The sequence below is a fragment of the Thalassoglobus sp. genome, from assembly GCF_048270125.1.
GTDB lineage: Bacteria > Planctomycetota > Planctomycetia > Planctomycetales > Planctomycetaceae > Thalassoglobus.
The window spans coordinates 34,532-52,555 of the sequence record NZ_JBLWTN010000004.1 but is presented as its reverse complement, the minus strand read 5'-3'; the positions used below and the strand labels follow the sequence as shown (position 1 = coordinate 52,555).

The window sequence follows — 18,024 nt, the reverse complement described above, 5'->3', positions numbered from 1 at the left end:
ATGAGTATCACGTTCATTGAAGACAATTCACGCTCTGCCAGCTTGAACTACAAAGGCGAGCGATCTTACAGCAGAAGTTACATAGCTGAGTCCACCACAGCAGTCAGTGAGTATGACGTTCTCACAGCGTTCAATTCATCAGTTGCCATTCTTTCCACACATCCTGATGACAGCTTTATCAGACTCAAAGAGATCAAGGTGGATGAGGGTGAGGATGCGTACAACTGGCGAGTCACCACCGAGTATGGCTTGCTCGATCAGGATGAGCAGGAAGAGAACCAAACACCCACAGCCAGACGCACCAAAAAGACTTGGACATTCACCACCAAAACCAAAGTTCTGGACAGAGACATCAATGATGATGTGATCCAGAACTCTGCCAATGATTTCTTTCAGGATGGTGTGGAAGTCACTGTTTATCTGGCAGTGCTGCAAGTCCAGAAGAACATCTCTGATGGAAACTTTGATCCAGCCACATTCTGGAGTTATGCAGGCAAGTGCAACGCAAGCACATTCATGGGAGCAGAAGCAGGACAAGTTCAGTTTGTTCCCAAGCAGGCAGTGTTCACACCAGATGAAGAGTATGGGGATTACTGGGAAGTGAGCTATGAGTTTGTGTTTGATCCTGATGGACACGACACAGTGAGTCTCTTGGATCAGGGATTCAATAAACTGGATGGATCAGGCAAGGTGCAAATCTTGGACGACAATGATGAGCCTGTGGCTGATCCACGCTTGTTGGATGGATCAGGTGGAGAGTTGGCAGATGGTGCTTCTCCAGTCTTCCTTGAGTTTGAGGTGATTGAGTTGTTGGACTTCTCTGTGTTTGGGGTGGCGTGATGGGCTTCAATAATCGATCAGAAAAGAGAATTGCCGATGTGGTGAGACGAGTGGAGAAATCACCTCTCAATGATGGTGCAGGGAAGCGCAACAGACGCCAGCCATCAGGGATCAAGCAACTCAAGAAAGCCACATTGCTGGAGAACGATTTTGGCACTCAGACACAGGACGGCAAGACAGTCAATGTGTCAATCTCTGGGACTGATCCCACTAAGTATCTGTTGGCCAGCACCAACTATGCAGAAGGACTCTATACAGCAGGCCAACAAGTCATCATTGGCAAGATCGGCAATGGCTGGGAAGTGCTGACTGTCGGTATCGTTAGATGTCACTTCACGATGACAGGCAACATGAACACCAACATCTTTGGAGGCAATGACACAGGGCAGGCAACGCTGGGATCAACACCAACAGCACCAAACACGATCTCTGACTCAGTGACATCACCAGAGGGCTGGAGAGGACTCAAGACAGGTCACACAGGCTGGTGTCAGTGGGCTGGAACACGATGGATGGTGACATCCATTGAGGATGAATGGCTCTCAGGAACGTATGACGATGGAGCAAGCACCACGCTGGGAGACTTGGACTATCCAGTCTCCAACCCACTCAGTTGGAACTTGCTGGACAATGTTCCCATCTACTGCCACTTTCGAGATGGCTACTACAAGATCATCAGTGCGGGGTGTGCTTGATGGGCAGGTATTGCAATGGAAACCAAGCATTCTGCTGGGAGACAGACGCCAATCCGATCTTTGGCTCGCAGTCTGGTGTCTACCATCGCTGGGAGCATGGCACACTGATCCAGTCTGGTGATCCAGTCTCAGCCAATGTGCCATTCTTGGACACACTGACTCTCAGGATGGATGGCTTCAAGCTGTCTTGGAGTTCTTTCCTAAGCTATCGGGAAACTGTCTGCTCCACCAACATCACACTGGCCACGCTGGAATATGATCCTACGTTCTGTGGTTATCTTGGAGAACTGACTCATCCTGGTGGGCCAGTTGGATCATATCTACCCACAATGTTCATTGAGCTTTATCCATACAAAACAGGATCAGGTGTGGAACTGACTGGCAAGCTGTGGGCAGATGACTGGGACTCAGACTGTTGGATCAGATGCACCACTGTTGATGGTGAGTGGACTTTTCAGAAACGTAGGAGCTTTGGACGTTCTCCCAGCACTTGTTTTGGCTTGCCCGAACCAACAGATGGAAGTTGCCTATTGCCAATGTGGTTGTACACATTCCCCAAGACATACACAGTCTCAGTGCCAACTGTGGCGAACTGTGATTGTGATGGGACAGCCACAGACATCAACTTCTCTGGCATACTCTACACTTGCCAAGCATTGAAAAGCTTGGGCCACAATGTTTGCACTGACTCACGAGGTGGATGCAATGGATCAGGTGTCTATGACAACACGCTTTATCGGAGCAACCCTGATGATGAGGGCTGCACCTCTGTTGGTTATCAGATAACCAATGGATATGTGAGCGTAAACAGAGGCATCCTCTACACACACGTTTACTCAGACTCGCACAACCCGTGGGGAACGTCAACATTCGACAGCCATCAATCTACTTTTGGTGAATGCTTCGATGGCGCATCTGGGACAATCACGATAGAGCCAGCCGAGTGGCCAACTTATCTATGGTAACTGCTTCAACGGATTCGGGTTGTAATACAACTTTTGTATTGTCTCCACTAAATAGGATATGACTCTCAAAATCCCAGAATGGCTGACAGGCGATGCCCGAGACAACTATGTCTCATCCCTCAAAGCTGCTGAGACTGGCAACTATGAGCCTGTTCTCAGCATTGCCAGCTATGGATACTCGGAAACGGGTACAGGTGGTGTTGTCGCTGGTGGATGTTCTCAATGGTTCGAGAGTCGTTCTGCTGCTGATGGCTATGTCACCACACTCACAGTCCCCTGTGCTGATGATGGCTACTTGGACACCGAGTCATCTGTATTCGATTTCGACTCCACTACGCTCAGAATTGGTGGCGATGGAACAAACCAGTATCAGACTTGGTTTCACTTTTGCTCTTTGCCAATTCCGGCAGGAGCAACCATTGTTGATGCCTACATCGATTTTCCCGCCAGCGATGGCTACGAGGGAGTGGACTACAACAAGACAAGCTACATCAACTTCGCTTGTGAGGATGCCGACAGTCCAACGCCACCAAGTAGCAATTCCGATGGACAAGCAAGGCCACGAACAGCAGCCAAAGAGCATCAGCGAATTTTCAACACCAACTGGGATGATACCTACTACGATAAGCGAACTCCGAGCTTGATCGGGATTGTTCAGGAAGTTGTGGATCGTGCTGGCTGGCAATCTGGGAACAATCTCACTGTCTGGATGGATTACACCACAGGCAATGTTTCACCAAGTGGATATGCACTAGCTGCCAGCAATGAGTCGGGTAATGGGCCGAGACTCTACGTCAGCTATACTATGCAGCCAGTCACAGAACTCACGTTCACTTGTGATGGTGATGGCTATTACTCTGTTGCCGGAACTTCCTACAACGATTCAGCCACCAGTTTCAGCACGCACGATCCAAATTACTACAACTTCTTCCACTTCTCAGGTGTCACTGTTCCTGAAAATGGACGCCTCGTCATGGCGAACTTGGAACTAACTGCCACGAGTGGCGAATCTGGCGCAGGTGGTGGAACAATCTGGCTTGTCGATGAAGACGATTCACCAGTCATCACTGATCGTGCTGACGGGATTTCACGCTCACTGACAACAGCCAAGCAAGTGCAGATAGATCGGATGGGCTGGGAAGCAGGAGCGATCAGAAAGGATGCCAACTTCGCAGATGTTGCTCAGGAAGTGATTGATCGTGCTGGCTGGAGTTCAGGCAACGATTTGCAAGTTATCACTCTGCATGAGACAGGTAGTATTAGTGACAGGATCACCGTCCATTCTTCGGACTCCACTAATTCTGCCTACCATCCAACTCTCAGATTGATGTACGTCAAAAAAACGATCCAAGAGACAGGAATAGGTGGTGGTGTTGCTGGTGGAAGTTCTGCGCTCAGTTCATCCGTCACACCAAGTCTCTCAGGTGGTGTTCAAGCTGGTGGAACGTCTCTCGATACAATGTTTGTATTGGAAGACGGCGCTGGTGGTGCTGTGACAGGTGGATCATCCTTACACAGTAAGTCCACAACAGTCACCACGACTGGTGGTGTCGTTCTGGCTGGAGAGTCACTGAGTCAGGTGACAATCAACGTGGAAGGTGGTTCGGTTGTTGGTGGTGCATCCGAGATGACGTATCAAACCACGATCACCACTGAGGGTGGTGTGGTGCTGAGTGGACTTGCCACGATCCAGTCAGGAATTATTTCTGCAGGTGGTGCAGTAGTCGGTGGAAGTTCGACAGTGAACTCTTCCACAACAGTTGATACCACTGGTGGTGCTGTCGTCTCACCAAAGTCCAAATTTTGGACAGAGATCACAGAACAAACATCTGGTGGTGTTGAGATTGTTCAGCCAGTTCACTCCACAGGCTACACACACAGGATGAGTCTCACGATCCCTCAATCCAGCTTGGAAGCCAGTTTGACAATGATGGTGGGCGTGAGAGTCCCTGCTGTGTTCAATGATGCAGTTGTCACATCATCAAATGGAAGTGTTCTCAACTCGGAAATCAGAGAAACAACTGATGATGATACCTGCTTGTTCTTCCGTGCTGATCTCTCTGATACCACTGACAATGAGTTCTTGGTTTACTTCAACATGGAGGACGCATGACATTCTGTCCCTGCAATACATTTCACGAAACATCATCTGGTGGGCTGATAGCTGGATCATCTGCCACACTCAGCACTGACATCAGAGAAGGTGGTGTCTGTGCTGGTGGGACTGCATCAGTCTGGATGGCTGGGAACACTTGGGACGGGTTTGCTGCTGTCTGGCCACTTGGTGAAATCTCAACTGGTGCTGCTGGAGAGTTTGCAGACTTGAGTTCCAACAATCTGGATGGCACGGGTGGTGGTGGCAACACCAGCTTTCTCACAACGTTGGATGATGGCGTCTTCTGTCTGGACTCACAGTATTTCGATGGCAAAGATTTCATTCACTTTCCCAAAGACAACATCAGCACATCTGGTGAGTTCTCAGTAAGCCTTTGGATCAAAAGAGCAGATAACAGTTTTGGGGAAAAGTGGTTCTTCTCACGAGGCGTTCAGACATCCAGCACCAAGTGGAACTTTGCTTTGGGACTGTCTTACATCGGACAATTGCAAGCCAAGATACAACTCAGTGAGGATGTAGTGGCCAGAGTGTTCTCATCAGACAAGCTGATCCCAGAGCGATGGTATCATGTGGCAGTAAGTTGGAAACCACAGGATGCTTTGAGATTGTATCTTGATGGATCAATCGTCAGTGAGGCAGCAACATCACAAGCATCCACAGTGGCCTACTCTGGCAGCAATTATTCACAAGCTGGCAGACTCAGCAATGGTGGTGGATTCGTCGGCAACGTCCAAGAAATCAGACTCAAACCAAGCATCGAATCAGACGCATATTTCGCTGCCGAACACGACAACTTCTGCCAGTCCAGTTTTTGCGAACTCGGAAACACGATTGACGAAGCTGTTTTTGCTTAAACCATTAAGAAACTTGGATGTGTAACAAGATTGGTTCAAACAAACGTCCAAAGACTTGGACTAATGGTTGTTTTCATTTCTGAAAAGTACACACGGAAGTACACACAAAAGTACACACAGAAAGCACCCACGAAAAAAAGCCGCAAGTTGTTACTAGAAAACAACTTGCGGCGTTCAATTTTGCAATAAAAAGTCGGGGCGACACGATTTGAACGTGCGACCTCCTGCTCCCAAAGCAGGCGCTCTAGCCAAGCTGAGCTACGCCCCGATTTTGTCTGGACGCAGGATAGGGATGTGAGGTTCATCTCGTCAATCAAAGTTTGGGGGTGATTCCAAGAAATTTCAGTTTCTCGCAGAGATTGCCGGTTGAAAGTGAGTGCGGAGGGCTGGTCGCATTAGAGTTTGCTCATCTGATGTCGCATTTCCAGGGAAAAGCAGAAGAGAGAAGGCGTCTGCGTGGCTGCGTCAAGCAGTCTCGGTTTCGGAAGCTGAGTCATCGACGGATTCTGATCGGCCGTTTTCCTCACAATCAGGTGAGTTTTGATCTCGCTTTGGAGCGACGCCAAACATCGAGAGGAGAGCTGGGAGGAAGATCAGGTCACCGAAGAGGGCTGCAGTGATTGTAATGCCAGCCATGGCTCCGAAGATTTGTTGATCCCGCATGTCGCTGAAAAGGACGGTTGCAAAACCGACATCGAGTACCAAGGTGGTCATAATTAAAGCAGTCCCGGTCCCGATGAACGCTTTTCGAATTGCATCATGAGACGTTCTTGCAGTGCGACCTTCTTCGAGGTATCGGGTCAGAAAGTGAATTGTATCATCGACTGCAATTCCTAAGCAAACAGTGAATGCACAAACACTCACGACTTCAAGGGTATGCCCAGTCAAGGCAAGAACCGCTCCTGTAACAGCTAATGGGAACATATTGGGAACGATTGAAATCAGGCCAAGCCTGAGTGATCGATAGGAGATCCCAAGGACAATCAGAATAATGATTGAAGCACTTCCCAAACTGGTCGCGAGATCAACAACGATTTGATACAAATTTTCCCATCTCCAGACGGCTGATCCGGACATCTTAAAAACAAACTCAGGGTGTTCGAGTTTAAGCTCAGCGAGTTCCTCTTTCACACGTCCGAATACTGGGCTGTATTTTGCGATACCTAAGTCCTGCACTCGAAACTGAACAGTTGCGTGGCGTTTCTCGGGAGTGAAAAATGCACGCTTGAGAGGGGGAGGGAGCAGTTCAATGAGTGAGACTCGGTCTGCGACTTCTCCTTCACCGGGAAGTGCATCGACAAGTTTGCTGATGGAGACAGGCGTTCCAATGAGGTCTTCATTGTCCAGAATCTCGGTCACCCTCCCGACGACTTCCAAAACAGCCGGGGATTTGGAATCGACTTTGTCGCTCCAGTTGATATCGATTCGACCTTGTTCAAGGCCACCGAAAGCCTGGTCCATGTGAAGCAGGGCACGAGAGGCTTCCGAGCCTGTGGGGAGAGACGTTATTTGTTTTTCGTCGGGGCTGAGCGTCAGCGAGATCGACGCGAGGATAAGCGTCAACACGATTCCAGTCGTACCGATCACTTTGGGCCAGCGTAATACGAAATCGATAATCCCGCTGATATGATGCAGATTTCTGTCGATGATTCCTTTCTCGTGACCGTGGTGAATCTTCCCTCCTAGCCATGTCGAACAGGCCAGAGGGATTGACGTAATGACTGCGAAGAAAGTCAGAATGACTCCAATAACACAGCTCCAACCGAACTCGCGTACAATTTCATGATGCGCCATTGAGAGAGAGCCAAAGCCAATCGCCGTCGTGAGGGAAGTGAGAGCGCAGGCGAGTCCCACTTTGTGAATCCCCGCCCGGGCTGCCTCTTTTTCTGAAAGCCCAGCTGCACGTTGTCGACGGATTTCGACCATTAAGTGAACACCGTCGGTCAGCCCCACGAGGCTGAGCATGACTGGCAGGACGACGTCGTTAAATGGATTGTTGGCAAAGTCAAAAAAGCGGATCACCCCCAACGACCAGAAGACTCCCAAGATTGGGGCGATCGAGACGATCAGTACGGCACGGAATCCTCGAAAAAGGATAATCGCCATCAGCAAGACCATCGTATAACCAATCGCTTGATATTTGATGCGATTGGTTTGGTTCGCTTTGTAAAAGGTGAGATACATCGGAACGCGACCCGTCACTAAAAATGAAAAGTCGACACCGGGTAAATCTTCTACGGCGTTCTGCGAGACAGCTTTCAACCCCTCCATGACATCTTCATCGCGTTCAACGAACAGCCAATTGATCGACAGCATCAACAGAGTGGTCTTGCCATCCTCTGAGAGAAACTGCCCACCAATAAGTGGGTGGTTGAGGGCTCGTTCTTTGGCTGAGGCGAACTGCCTCTCGGAAGCAGACGGTTTAGGCAGAATTGGTTCGCGCAAACCAAAGAGGTTCAACGGCGGAGCAGACTCCATCCACAGGACATCGTCGACATATCCCAGTGACTCGATTGCCTCGACGACTTTGCGCAGGCCCTGGGATGATTCTTTTGTAAAAAAATCCTCCGAGTCGATCACCAGGATAACTTCGGCTTTGGCGAGTTCAATCGCTTCGACATCGGGCGGTTGATCGAGTTTCTTTGGTGATACTGATTCAGATTTTGAGACCTGCTCCGGTGCAGATTCGAATAAACTTCGAATCGTGCTGGGCGAATAATAGCCCAAGAATGCAATTCCGCTCATCAAGCTGAGTAGAATTAAAGTGAGCCAGCGGTGATCCAGCGTCCAGCCAAAAACGCGATTGAAAGGTCGAGACAAGGGAACATTCTGTGCTAAGGAAATTGATCGAAAAATGAAAGATGGTGGGCGTCTACTTTTGGCGTCTCTTCAATTGCTTGATGGCGAGGTTGTAAATTTCGTCCTTGCTGAGATATTCATTTCCGTCTCGGTTTAAACTGTTAAATCCAAAAGAGTTCATCGAGATTGGAAGCTCTTCGCGATAGATTTTCCCATCTTTGTTTTTGTCGAATCGATCGAAAAACTGTGCGACTATCTGATCGGCTTCAGCATCGTTTTTTGTTTTTGATTGGTTGGACTCTGTGTTGTCAGCTTTGGCCGTCGTGGAGACAGTTTTTCGCGGTTGAGCAACGGCATAAAACACCACAGCCATTTCTTCCCAGGTCTGATCGCCCCAACTGACATATTCATGCGGTGCTGGATTAACTGGATTCTTACTTGAATTGTCAAAGGTCGCTGTGAAATTCAGGGAGTCAATTTTCGCAAGCGAGATCGGTTTTTGAAGCTCGTAAAAGTGCTGCCAGTTAAAATCGTAGTGGGGGACATCGAGCAAGATTTCTTTTTTCCCCTGGCTCGTAATCGATGTTTGGAACGATTTGCCACGCAGGTGCATGTGAGGTGTCATCGCAAGCAGTTCGCCGCGACTTGGGAGCTTTTCGATATTCCCATGTACTTTGAAATCTGGGTCATTCGGAGGAATCTCAAAATCCTGATTGATTCCGACCAGTGTGAAAACTTCGTGCGTGATCTTTTGTTCGTCATCAAACAACAGACCGATTTGGGTTGTGTCAGTTTGTGGTGACCCGGTTGGGGTATAGTGCATTTGGAAGACGAGCTTGGAACCAGCTGGAATTAACCGAGCGTACCCTGGCTGCATGGTGAGCGGCTTCTGTCCGGGCACGTATCCGGAAAGCCAGCCGATGCCCTGGAAATTGCTGCCATCGGGTGGGCGGATAAAAACGATCGCGTGATGGACAACAGATCGATTTCCTGGAATCACTTGTGCCCCTGTAACCCACTTGTCTTCTTTGAATTCAGGATCGACGACAAAATACTGATACTCGACAACCCCTTCAGGGGGAACCTGAAACGGCTTGGGACTCATGTTGAGGACAAGATCAGGCTGACGCGCAAGCTGCCAGACGGTTTGTGGCTTCAACGGAGGTGGAAGATCTTCTTTCTTTCCGAACGGCATTCCTCCTGCAACCCAATTTCGAAGTGCCTCTTTGTCCTCTTCAGACATCCATCGCGCATTTGCAAAGTCTCCGTGAGATGGATTGGCATGCCAGGGTGGCATTCGTTTTTGGTCAACAACTTCGACAAGCATCTCTCCCCAACCGACGACTTCGTCGTAATCCGTCAACGCAAATGGACCAATCTCGCCTGTTTGGTGACACTCCACACAGTGCCTCTGAAGGATGCGTGAAATTTCTTTCGCATAAGTGAGTGACGTCGTCGTTTTAGTTGGTGGAACCCGTCCGATGAGACAACCAACGGGTTCCGTCAGAGCGCGTGAAACCGGCTTACCTGCGATCAACTCCTCGAGTGCCTCCTTGAGATCCTGACGGACAGGCTTGGCTCTGCTCATCCCCGGCTGATACTGATCGTCGATTCGGCCTCGGTAACGAATTTCAAAATTGCTGTCGACGACGACAACTTCTGGCGTGCGAGTCACTTCATACGCGTCGGCAACCTTGTTTCCCACATCCTTGAGCATGGGAAATGTGACCCCGTGAGATTTCGCGTAGCTGCGACATTCTTCCATTGAGTCGTGAAGATTGCTGTTCACTCCAATGAAGTCAATATTTTGCGAAGCATACTTCTCCGAAAGTTGCTGCAACCTTGGACCGTAAAGTTTCGCAAGAGGACACTCCGTTCCCAGAAAGCAGACAACCGTCAACGTAGTTCCGGACTTTCTGAAAATCTCGACCAGCTTTCCTTGAGTCGACGGCAGTTCAAACTGATACGGTGAAAGAACCCGCTTTGTTTCATCGGCGGACTGAGACACTTTCGAAGAGAAGATAAAACAAATCAGCAAAAATGAGCAATAAACAATCTTTGAATGGATTCTCATGGTAATCTGACGGAATCCCCTGTTGTAAGATACTTCTCGAAAAGAATTTAATGAAACTTTGAATCTGTAACGTCTCTTACCTCTCAAACCTAATTGTTAGAATCCACCTGTAATGGGTGGTGAGTAGTCTGCTCTCGGGGCGATGATTCGTCAAAAAAATCCAATAACATTGGAGCCACTCCGGTCAACGGGATTTTTTCAGAAATTATCTTGTGAGACTTATCCTGCTGTCGAACCCAAAGCATCCCATCAGGATGATGACGTGCGCTTTTCACTGACTCAACTTTATAAAACACGTCAAAGAATGGAATTTCTGCACCACCTGAACAATGAATTCGCGTGTCAGCTGGAACAGTTTTTGTACAACGACATTGAACCATGAGTCGACCTCCTTTGCGACTCGTATGAAAAAGTCGATTTCGTCCATCGCTGAAGACACGATCATCTTGAACGGTAAAAGTTGACAGGTGGCTGTCTGCAAAACTAGCATCTTCCGTCGACTGATAATTCAAACAAAACTGCTCTGCCATCACTGGCTCATACTGAAACGTCTCTGAAAGCCCTAATTTCTCTACGAGAAGGTTTGATTTCTTGATTCGGTAGTAATGTCTTCCTCCCTCATTATCTGAATCTGGATACGGTTGCTGACTTAATGCGGTGCAAAATACGAGCGTTGTTTTATCGCCGGCGAGTTTCAAGAATTTCCCGATAAGCTCATCCATATTTTTATACCCCTCTAATATTGCACCTCCGTATTTTGCGACATCTTCCGGGGTAGGGGGGAGTATGAAACTACTTGGGTCCATTTCTCTCCAATAGCAATGCTGGTAGTGAGCTGTGCTATTTATGAAGAATGTTGAAAAGTGTGGCTTAGTTTTTTTGAAATAATACTTGAAGACATCAAATTGAATTTGATCCAACAGCATTGCCCGCTTCCAACCAATGTTACGAAATCTCTCTGTCACGATTTGTCGAGCTAAACGTGTCAATGTGAACAGCGAAAGCCCATGCTTTAATAAATAAGTAACAAATTCTTTCGAGCTACACTCAGTGCTTGAGGGATTTGTGTGTTCTTGCACTGCATTTCTGATGTACTCATAAAACGGTGTAAACTCCCCTTTAGGGGTCGGTTCGATGCCAGTGGACCAAGCATCTGGTAGCAAATATCCATCGAGAGGCAATTTGTAACCTGCATTCATGCTACCACACACCCAAATCCGACATCCCCTGTCAGACAGAACATCCCAAATTGATTTATTTTCTACCTGATTGCCTTGAGAAAGTGTTGTAACTTGATGTTCATCTGCTCTTAATCCAGTGTGCACTGTAACCCACTGGACCCATGGGTTCAGTGATTCCCCCGTTTCTTCCGCGTCTGTCACATAGACGTGCGACTCACTCTGAAGCTTTTTGAAGTTTGGCAAATGGCCTTCGTGAATAAATTTTTCGACTAAAGAAGGACAAAGCTCGTTGAACTCAATCAGAACAAGCGACTTTTGTGACATTGAAGTTTACCCATTTTCAGAGGACACAACGACCAATGGCGGTGCCCCAAAGCCCAGATTGAAAATGTTATTTTCACGGAATCGATGACTGAATGCAAGAATCAGATCGGCAATTCCACACGATTCTTCTTCCCTTAGCAGGTAGCGAATTTGTTTCACGGTGGATTTCCGCCAGAACAGATCTCCGCGCCTCGCAGACCGAGGAGATGTTTTCATTACTGGATGTTTTTCGATTTCACTTTCATTGTCAAATCGAGTTTAGCTGGAAGTTCCATTCCTCCAGTGACGAAAGTTAATTCACCAACAACATGGGTCACGTCTGAGGACTCAACCACTTGCTTGAGTTCTGGATCATACCACAAAACACCTTCGGACGATTTGACCTTTAATTCGCTATCCTTCAACTCCACCGGTAAGGCACCACCACCTGTGATGTCATATTGAATCGATTTTGTGACAGCTTTGATCTTCTCCATTTTCTTGCCATTATGTTCCTCTGGCCCCACGTAAGTATATTCACGAACTGAGTAGAAGGTTTGCCCGCTGCCCAAGTTCGCTTCTTCGTTACGTTCCCACTTCTCTCCCACCTTGACGGACTTGCCGGGGAGCCGATTGATTGTTGTTTTGGAATCAATGATCCGCTGCTCCTGAGAGACTTGATCTTTGAATCCATCTGGGACCTTGCTGAGAAAGTCGTCTTCATATTTAAGACCGGTCACCTGGCGATTTCCGTCTAGCTCGGTGGTCCATGTTGAATTTGCCATCATTTTGAGGAACTTCACAACTTCTCCGAACGGAGCAGGGGGGATCTCGACATTTGGGTTCCCAGAGTCAAATGAAATACTTTGTCCACCGGGCAACTTCAACTCCATCAGGATCGCACTAAATCTGCCACCGAGAACGGCTTTGTCTGCGGTGACTTCTTTCACAGTCTCTTCAGTTGTGAGAAAGTTCTCGGCGCCGGTTTCGACGTTCATTCCTGCGATGATCAATGTTTGTTCAAGATTGGTTTCGATCTCTGTCTTAATAACTTGACCTTTTTGATACTCAGGGGCATGGACAAGCTCTGCATCGGCGAAGAGTTGGGAGACGCCAATTGAAGAGACTACGAGCAGTGAGAATAAAATACGGTACATCAGATCGACTCTTTCAACGTGGGAAATTGAAATTGAAAACAGAAGCTTCGAATGACTACGAAACATTCGCTTCAAATCGCTAAATATTTTCGACATTATTGAGAACTGCCCCCGAAACCTGAATTTGCTCTTAGAGCAGTTTGCTCTACCGTTTACCCGTGAAGAACGCATTTCTCTCGTAAAAATGCTGTTCACCACGAGGCAGGATCTGCAAACCAATTCGAAAGATGCTCTATGCATTGAGTAAAGTGAGCATTCCAATCGTTTCCGGGACACGTTCTTTCAAAGATGTGGCAGAATCAAGAAGATGCTTCCAGACCTCTGGTAAAAGTCGTTTCAAACCTTGAACAGAGACTCTCGATATCATACCTGCGTCGATGATCTTCAGTTTCCAATATTTCCTTTTTTTGAACACTCCGAGATGAGCAACCCAATACGGAATAATCGTGATGCGTCTTCCATAATACCTGCGCTCCTGCATTTCCCTCTGCATTTCTCCTAAGAGGACCGAGAAGCCACGCGCAGATTCACTCCAGAGATTGAAAATTTCGAAAACTTTTTCATTCGGGAATGCGGTTCAGCGTGTAATACGCCTGAGGGTGAAGTAAAGATTCGCTGTCGCGACTACGGATTCCTTTCGCTTCGAGTTCATGCACATAGAGTTCTCGCCGTCCGTTCACCTTCAATGCGACTTTGAGCCCGTCATCCGACACTGTGATCTTCGAAATCGAGTTACGTTTGGTCTGAATTTCATCGCTTCCGTATGTCGAGTGATACAAGTATGTGTAGTTACTGATCGTATAAGACTCAGGATTCTTCGCGGTTTCAGGATCAACCGGTTTCGTAAAAATCAGATCGAACCCTTCCTTCGTAGCGCGCATTTCCTTGATTTCGAATGGTGTTTTCCCTGACCAAACGAGTCGTTGCAGTCCGTACGAAGCTGCTCCCAAACTACTCCAGCCGCGATTCGTCAGTCCGGCAAAGACGCTGCCATCTTCTCCCTGTTCGAGACGCAGAACCGCTGATGCGAATCCATGCCGAAACGGGAAGCAAGCTCCTTGATACTCGCCCCCAACTTTCTCTAAGAAGACCCGATTGATTGCAGCTTGTGTAAACTCGCCGACGAAGAACTGTCCGGCAAATGGACCGAATTTCCCTTCGCTTTTATCGAGCATAATATCCGTTCCTGATTGACCAACTTTCTTGTACGGAAACCAGATTGCCGGTGGAACGAGCTGTGGAAATTTTTCGATGGCCTGCGGAAATGGAACTCCATTCGGGATGTTCTCGACATCGTGAATCGTCGATCCTGGTTGACTCATTGAAGCGAGGGCTTCGACGTGATGGAAGAAGGCTCCGTCACGCATGTGGTGCAAAGTATTCGTCGCAACCCAGTTTCCCTGCTGATCGGTGTAGAACATGTCCCCCTCGGCATTACTCCCAATACCACTCGGCGAACGCATCCCGGCACAAACGGGAATCAGCTCACCTTTCGGAGTGATTTTCATTCCCCAGCCGCGCCACAATGCCTGTCGATATCCAAGTTTGGGATCTTTGACTGTTCGCTTAAGAAGATCTCCTTTCAGTCCAAGGCCGATGTTCAGGGTGACCCACATGTTCCCGTCGCCGTCGAGCTTAGGACCGAATGCATATTCGTGATAGTGCCCGGTCACGCCCCAACCTTTGGCAACGGTTGAGTATTCATCCGCGACTCCATCGCCGTCGTTGTCTTTGATTCGCGTCAATTCCGAACGTTGTGTTGTGTAAAATGCTCCATCATTCCAGATGAGCCCGAGTGGCTCATGCAGAGCTGTCGCAAATTTTTGATACGTCACACTCTTAGGCGGATTTTCATAAACCCCGTCGAGAATCCAGATTTCCCCCTTGCGAATGGCGACCGCTAGTCGACCATCCTCAAGTGCTGCAATCCCGCTCACTTCAAGAACGAGATCATCCGGGGCCGGTTTCCAGTTCTTGGAGCGCGAATCCGTTTTCGCCGCCGATGTCACAATTGAAATCAGTGGGTAGTAATCTTCTTCACCGGCTTGCGAATGTGATGGCATCAACAATGAGGTGAAAACGAAAAACAGGGTCAGTGTTCGTGTCAGTTTCACCATTTATAAACGACCTCAAATTCAATTCGTTCGGGTTGAGAGTGGATTGTGGAGAGACAAAAATTCTCAAGAGGTCTCTCAGGAGCGTGCATCACGTAAGGTGTCAAAGGAGAGTTGGCGGGTAACTTCACCGTTAGTCCGCTTTCGTTGATGAATGTACTGTCATCCACCTTTTCAATCTTCTTCCCAGGCAGGAGTTTGAACAGGAATACGACGTTTGAAGTTTCGACGGTTGCTCCCTCGACTGAGCTTTTAATCACAAACTGACGATGCAGTTCGCCGCTCTTGGCAGGAACGATACGTTCTTCGATTAAGTAGCCCGCCATCTTGTAACGGAATGTTGGGATTCCGGCCTGATCGAGTTGATACCCAACAAAATCTTTTTTTGCCTGTTGTCCTAAATCCTTGAGGACTTCAGCGCTTCCACCGCCAAGTTCAGAGATGCCGTACGAGAGAGTATCATGAAAGTTAATCCGGTCTGTCCCGAGTGGTTCAGCCAGGGGGGTGAACCGGTCATACCAGGTTCCGTGAGCATCAAGGAACCGACCTTTCCATGCTTCAACCAATTGACAAGTTTCGGCATCAAAGGCAAAGTGAATTTTCTCTGGAAAACCAACTGCGATTGCGTGCATTCCAGCTTTGTCCATGAAAGTTCGCAGCACGATTGGCTTGTCGGTTGGAACAAGTTCAAAACTCTTTGAGCGTGCTTCCAGAATTTTCTCGGGGAGTGGATGCTTTCCATTCTCTTTCAGGTACGCCCAAATCGCAGCGATTTGTTGATCGACGTCTCCATCGAGAATATCCGGATTCGAACTAACTCCATTCGGAAAGAACGTCGGCATGCGAGTCCGTTGTTTCAGGTCAATCGGATTCCTCAGGAACTCTTTGAACCAGGCAGGTCGAACACGATTGTGAACACCGTTCAAATCTGTCCCAACAACGCTCGCCAGACTTTCCCCTCGCAGCGGATGACACTGTATACATCCGGTGTTGAGAAGTTGTCGTCCTGGCTGAGCCAGGTTCGCAAGGTCGCCAAAGACTTCCTTTTCAGTTGCTGCGTTCACCTCGTCGGCAATTGCAATTTGTTTGGGAAGCTGTTGTGTCAAAGCTTTTGAGAAAATCGGCATCCGGATTGTCATGTGGGGACGAATATCGCCTTTCCCATTTAGAACATTCGCAAACCACGACGGGGTCAACTTCTTGCCGACATGTGTGAGAGACGGCGGCAAACGGCCTTCGTCGCCGATATCAACATGACCGACTGTTTCAAAATATTGCTGACGCTTTCTTCCCACTCCGCCAAGCGTATCCCGTTCGTGACAGGCAAAGCAGTTCAACTGCAACATCCGTAGATCGTGGTGACTTGCAACCGTCTGCATTCCACTCTTTTCGGATTCCGTAACAAGTTTTGTTTTCTGTTCTTCGCTTAAAGCATACGCAGGTTGTTTCGGAGTCGCGTTCGCAAGGCAGGATTGTTCAGAATTTAAATTCAGATTCGCAAGGGGCGTCTTCGCGAGATTCGACTCCATTCCCTTGATGTTGTGGCAGTTCACGCAACGAAGTTCCACAAAATACTTTTTCCCTTCTGCGATGAGTTGCACATCTTGGGATGGAACGATGTTCGATAGTGATGTCTTCTGGCTGCGTAGCAAATAGGCTGCAATATCAGCTGCTTCAGAGGGAAGCAGCTTGAGATTTGGCATGCGGCCCGATGGACGGTCACGATCTGGGTTATGGAGAAAATGGGAGAGTGAAAGAAGAGTGTACTTCTTATTTAAATCGCCATGTGGGATCGAATTGACAGTCCGCGCTGCTCCGCTCAACCCCAGTTCTTTTAATTCTTCCGGATCAAGTTGTTCAATCAACCTGTCGAGAGCTGAAGAAGTGCTTCCAGCTGTTTCGAAATCGGAATCAGGTTCATGACACGCGACGCATCCGACTGAATGATAAAGCTTGCCACCTTCTTCAACCGATCCTTTCAGCCAGAATTCATGAGTAACCGGAATCAGCCCTGTTGCTTTGAGTTGAGGGAATGGACTTTGTTGCGTAGATAAAAATGCTGTGAGTGCAGTTGCAGTCTTTTCTTTCTCAGCTTTAGAGAGGCCGTGCAGGACGTCCGGCATCGTTGTCCCCGGCTTCACTCCCTGAGGGTTGACGAGATAGTCATGCAACCATTCCGCTGAAAGCCGAGTCCCGGCTCCGTCGAGATTCGGACCTCCTTTTGCAACAAGGATTTCCTCATTTGATTGATGGCACGCAGTACAACTCAATTCCGTAATCAACAACTCACGGGTGAGATGCTCATCGATTTCGTCATGTTTTCCAAACCGGTCAAAGGCTGCAATAAAATGCTTCGCAGGCTCGGCGTGAACATACGACGAAGACTGAATGACACAGAGAGAAACAAAAAACACAATAGAGATGCTGTGACAGCAAACTCTCATAACCACTCCTCAACAAGCTCTGAACGTTTTAGAACTGGTCTCAAAACTTGCTGTTCACTTCTCTGATACAGAGAAAGGTCGCAATTTTATAGGTCTTGAGACTGCTTCTAACGTCCTTGTTTTCCAGATCAAGCCGTTCACTTTAGAAACAGGACATCCGACTCTGCAAGGTGATGCTGTGATGTTCATGAAATTCGGTTGCAGATGACTTACCGCAATCTTTGCTCAGTCAGCAGAAAGAACGTCTCAACGAGAAGGTGTACTGCAGAGAAGGGAGCGTTCCATCAGAGCGGCAGCATGTGTAAACGGACTTTGAAATTTACATTCATCTCCGAAATCCGGAGTTTTAACCCCGAGATCGTTTCAAAGCTGAACAACCTTCGTGCAGTTTAGATAGACAGGCATCGTGGACAGGCATCGTGAAGGTTAAGAACGGAGAGACTGAAGACATTGTGAAGCAGTTCTGCCTCGAACTTTTATTT

At 48.1% G+C, this 18,024-nt stretch carries 12 protein-coding genes and 1 tRNA gene; 5 read left to right on the top strand and 8 right to left on the bottom strand.

What is annotated here, in order from left to right:
- Genes ACN0YR_RS06410 through ACN0YR_RS06390 form a run of 5 tightly spaced genes read left to right on the top strand, consistent with a single transcriptional unit; the run spans position 1 to position 5,470 of the window.
- Complete coding sequence (locus tag ACN0YR_RS06410) at positions 1-840, top strand: hypothetical protein (RefSeq protein ID WP_417848366.1); 840 nt, start codon at positions 1-3, stop codon at positions 838-840.
- 50 nt (positions 841-890) lie between these two features.
- A complete protein-coding gene (locus ACN0YR_RS06405; RefSeq protein ID WP_417848365.1) occupies positions 891-1,535 on the top strand; it encodes a hypothetical protein in 645 nt (214 codons plus the stop codon).
- Positions 1,535-2,500, top strand: a complete 966-nt coding sequence (locus tag ACN0YR_RS06400; protein ID WP_417848364.1) for a hypothetical protein — start codon at positions 1,535-1,537, stop codon at positions 2,498-2,500. Before ACN0YR_RS06405 ends, ACN0YR_RS06400 begins: the two co-directional genes overlap by 1 nt.
- 58 nt (positions 2,501-2,558) lie before the next feature.
- The gene (locus ACN0YR_RS06395) at positions 2,559-4,613 is read left to right on the top strand and encodes a hypothetical protein (RefSeq protein ID WP_417848363.1); all 2,055 of its coding nucleotides are present in this window, start codon (positions 2,559-2,561) and stop codon (positions 4,611-4,613) included.
- Positions 4,610-5,470: a LamG-like jellyroll fold domain-containing protein gene (locus tag ACN0YR_RS06390; RefSeq protein WP_417848362.1), complete on the top strand. Its 861-nt coding sequence runs from the start codon at positions 4,610-4,612 to the stop codon at positions 5,468-5,470. The genes ACN0YR_RS06395 and ACN0YR_RS06390 overlap by 4 nt, the downstream gene beginning before the upstream one ends.
- A gap of 193 nt (positions 5,471-5,663) precedes the next feature.
- Here ACN0YR_RS06390 and ACN0YR_RS06385 read toward each other — a convergent pair.
- The 8 genes from ACN0YR_RS06385 to ACN0YR_RS06350 all read right to left on the bottom strand — a co-directional run bounded on the left by ACN0YR_RS06385 (position 5,664) and on the right by ACN0YR_RS06350 (position 17,512).
- Positions 5,664-5,738, bottom strand: a tRNA-Pro gene (locus ACN0YR_RS06385).
- A 197-nt stretch (positions 5,739-5,935) separates the two neighbouring features.
- Positions 5,936-8,290 (bottom strand): efflux RND transporter permease subunit, encoded by a 2,355-nt coding sequence (locus ACN0YR_RS06380; RefSeq protein ID WP_417848361.1) that lies wholly within the window; start codon positions 8,288-8,290, stop codon positions 5,936-5,938.
- A gap of 52 nt (positions 8,291-8,342) precedes the next feature.
- Positions 8,343-10,277, bottom strand: a complete 1,935-nt coding sequence (locus ACN0YR_RS06375) for a redoxin domain-containing protein (RefSeq protein WP_417848360.1) — start codon at positions 10,275-10,277, stop codon at positions 8,343-8,345.
- Between the two features lie 155 nt (positions 10,278-10,432).
- A complete protein-coding gene (locus ACN0YR_RS06370) occupies positions 10,433-11,848 on the bottom strand; it encodes a hypothetical protein (protein WP_417848359.1) in 1,416 nt (471 codons plus the stop codon).
- A 215-nt stretch (positions 11,849-12,063) separates the two neighbouring features.
- A complete protein-coding gene (locus ACN0YR_RS06365) occupies positions 12,064-12,984 on the bottom strand; it encodes a hypothetical protein (protein ID WP_417848358.1) in 921 nt (306 codons plus the stop codon).
- A gap of 232 nt (positions 12,985-13,216) precedes the next feature.
- Positions 13,217-13,465, bottom strand: coding sequence for a hypothetical protein (locus ACN0YR_RS06360; RefSeq protein ID WP_417848357.1), 249 nt, complete (start codon positions 13,463-13,465; stop codon positions 13,217-13,219).
- Positions 13,466-13,544: 79 nt separating this feature from the next.
- Positions 13,545-15,047, bottom strand: coding sequence for a hypothetical protein (locus ACN0YR_RS06355; protein ID WP_417848356.1), 1,503 nt, complete (start codon positions 15,045-15,047; stop codon positions 13,545-13,547).
- A 47-nt stretch (positions 15,048-15,094) separates the two neighbouring features.
- Positions 15,095-17,512 (bottom strand): c-type cytochrome, encoded by a 2,418-nt coding sequence (locus ACN0YR_RS06350; RefSeq protein ID WP_417848355.1) that lies wholly within the window; start codon positions 17,510-17,512, stop codon positions 15,095-15,097.
- Positions 17,513-18,024 lie beyond the last annotated feature (512 nt).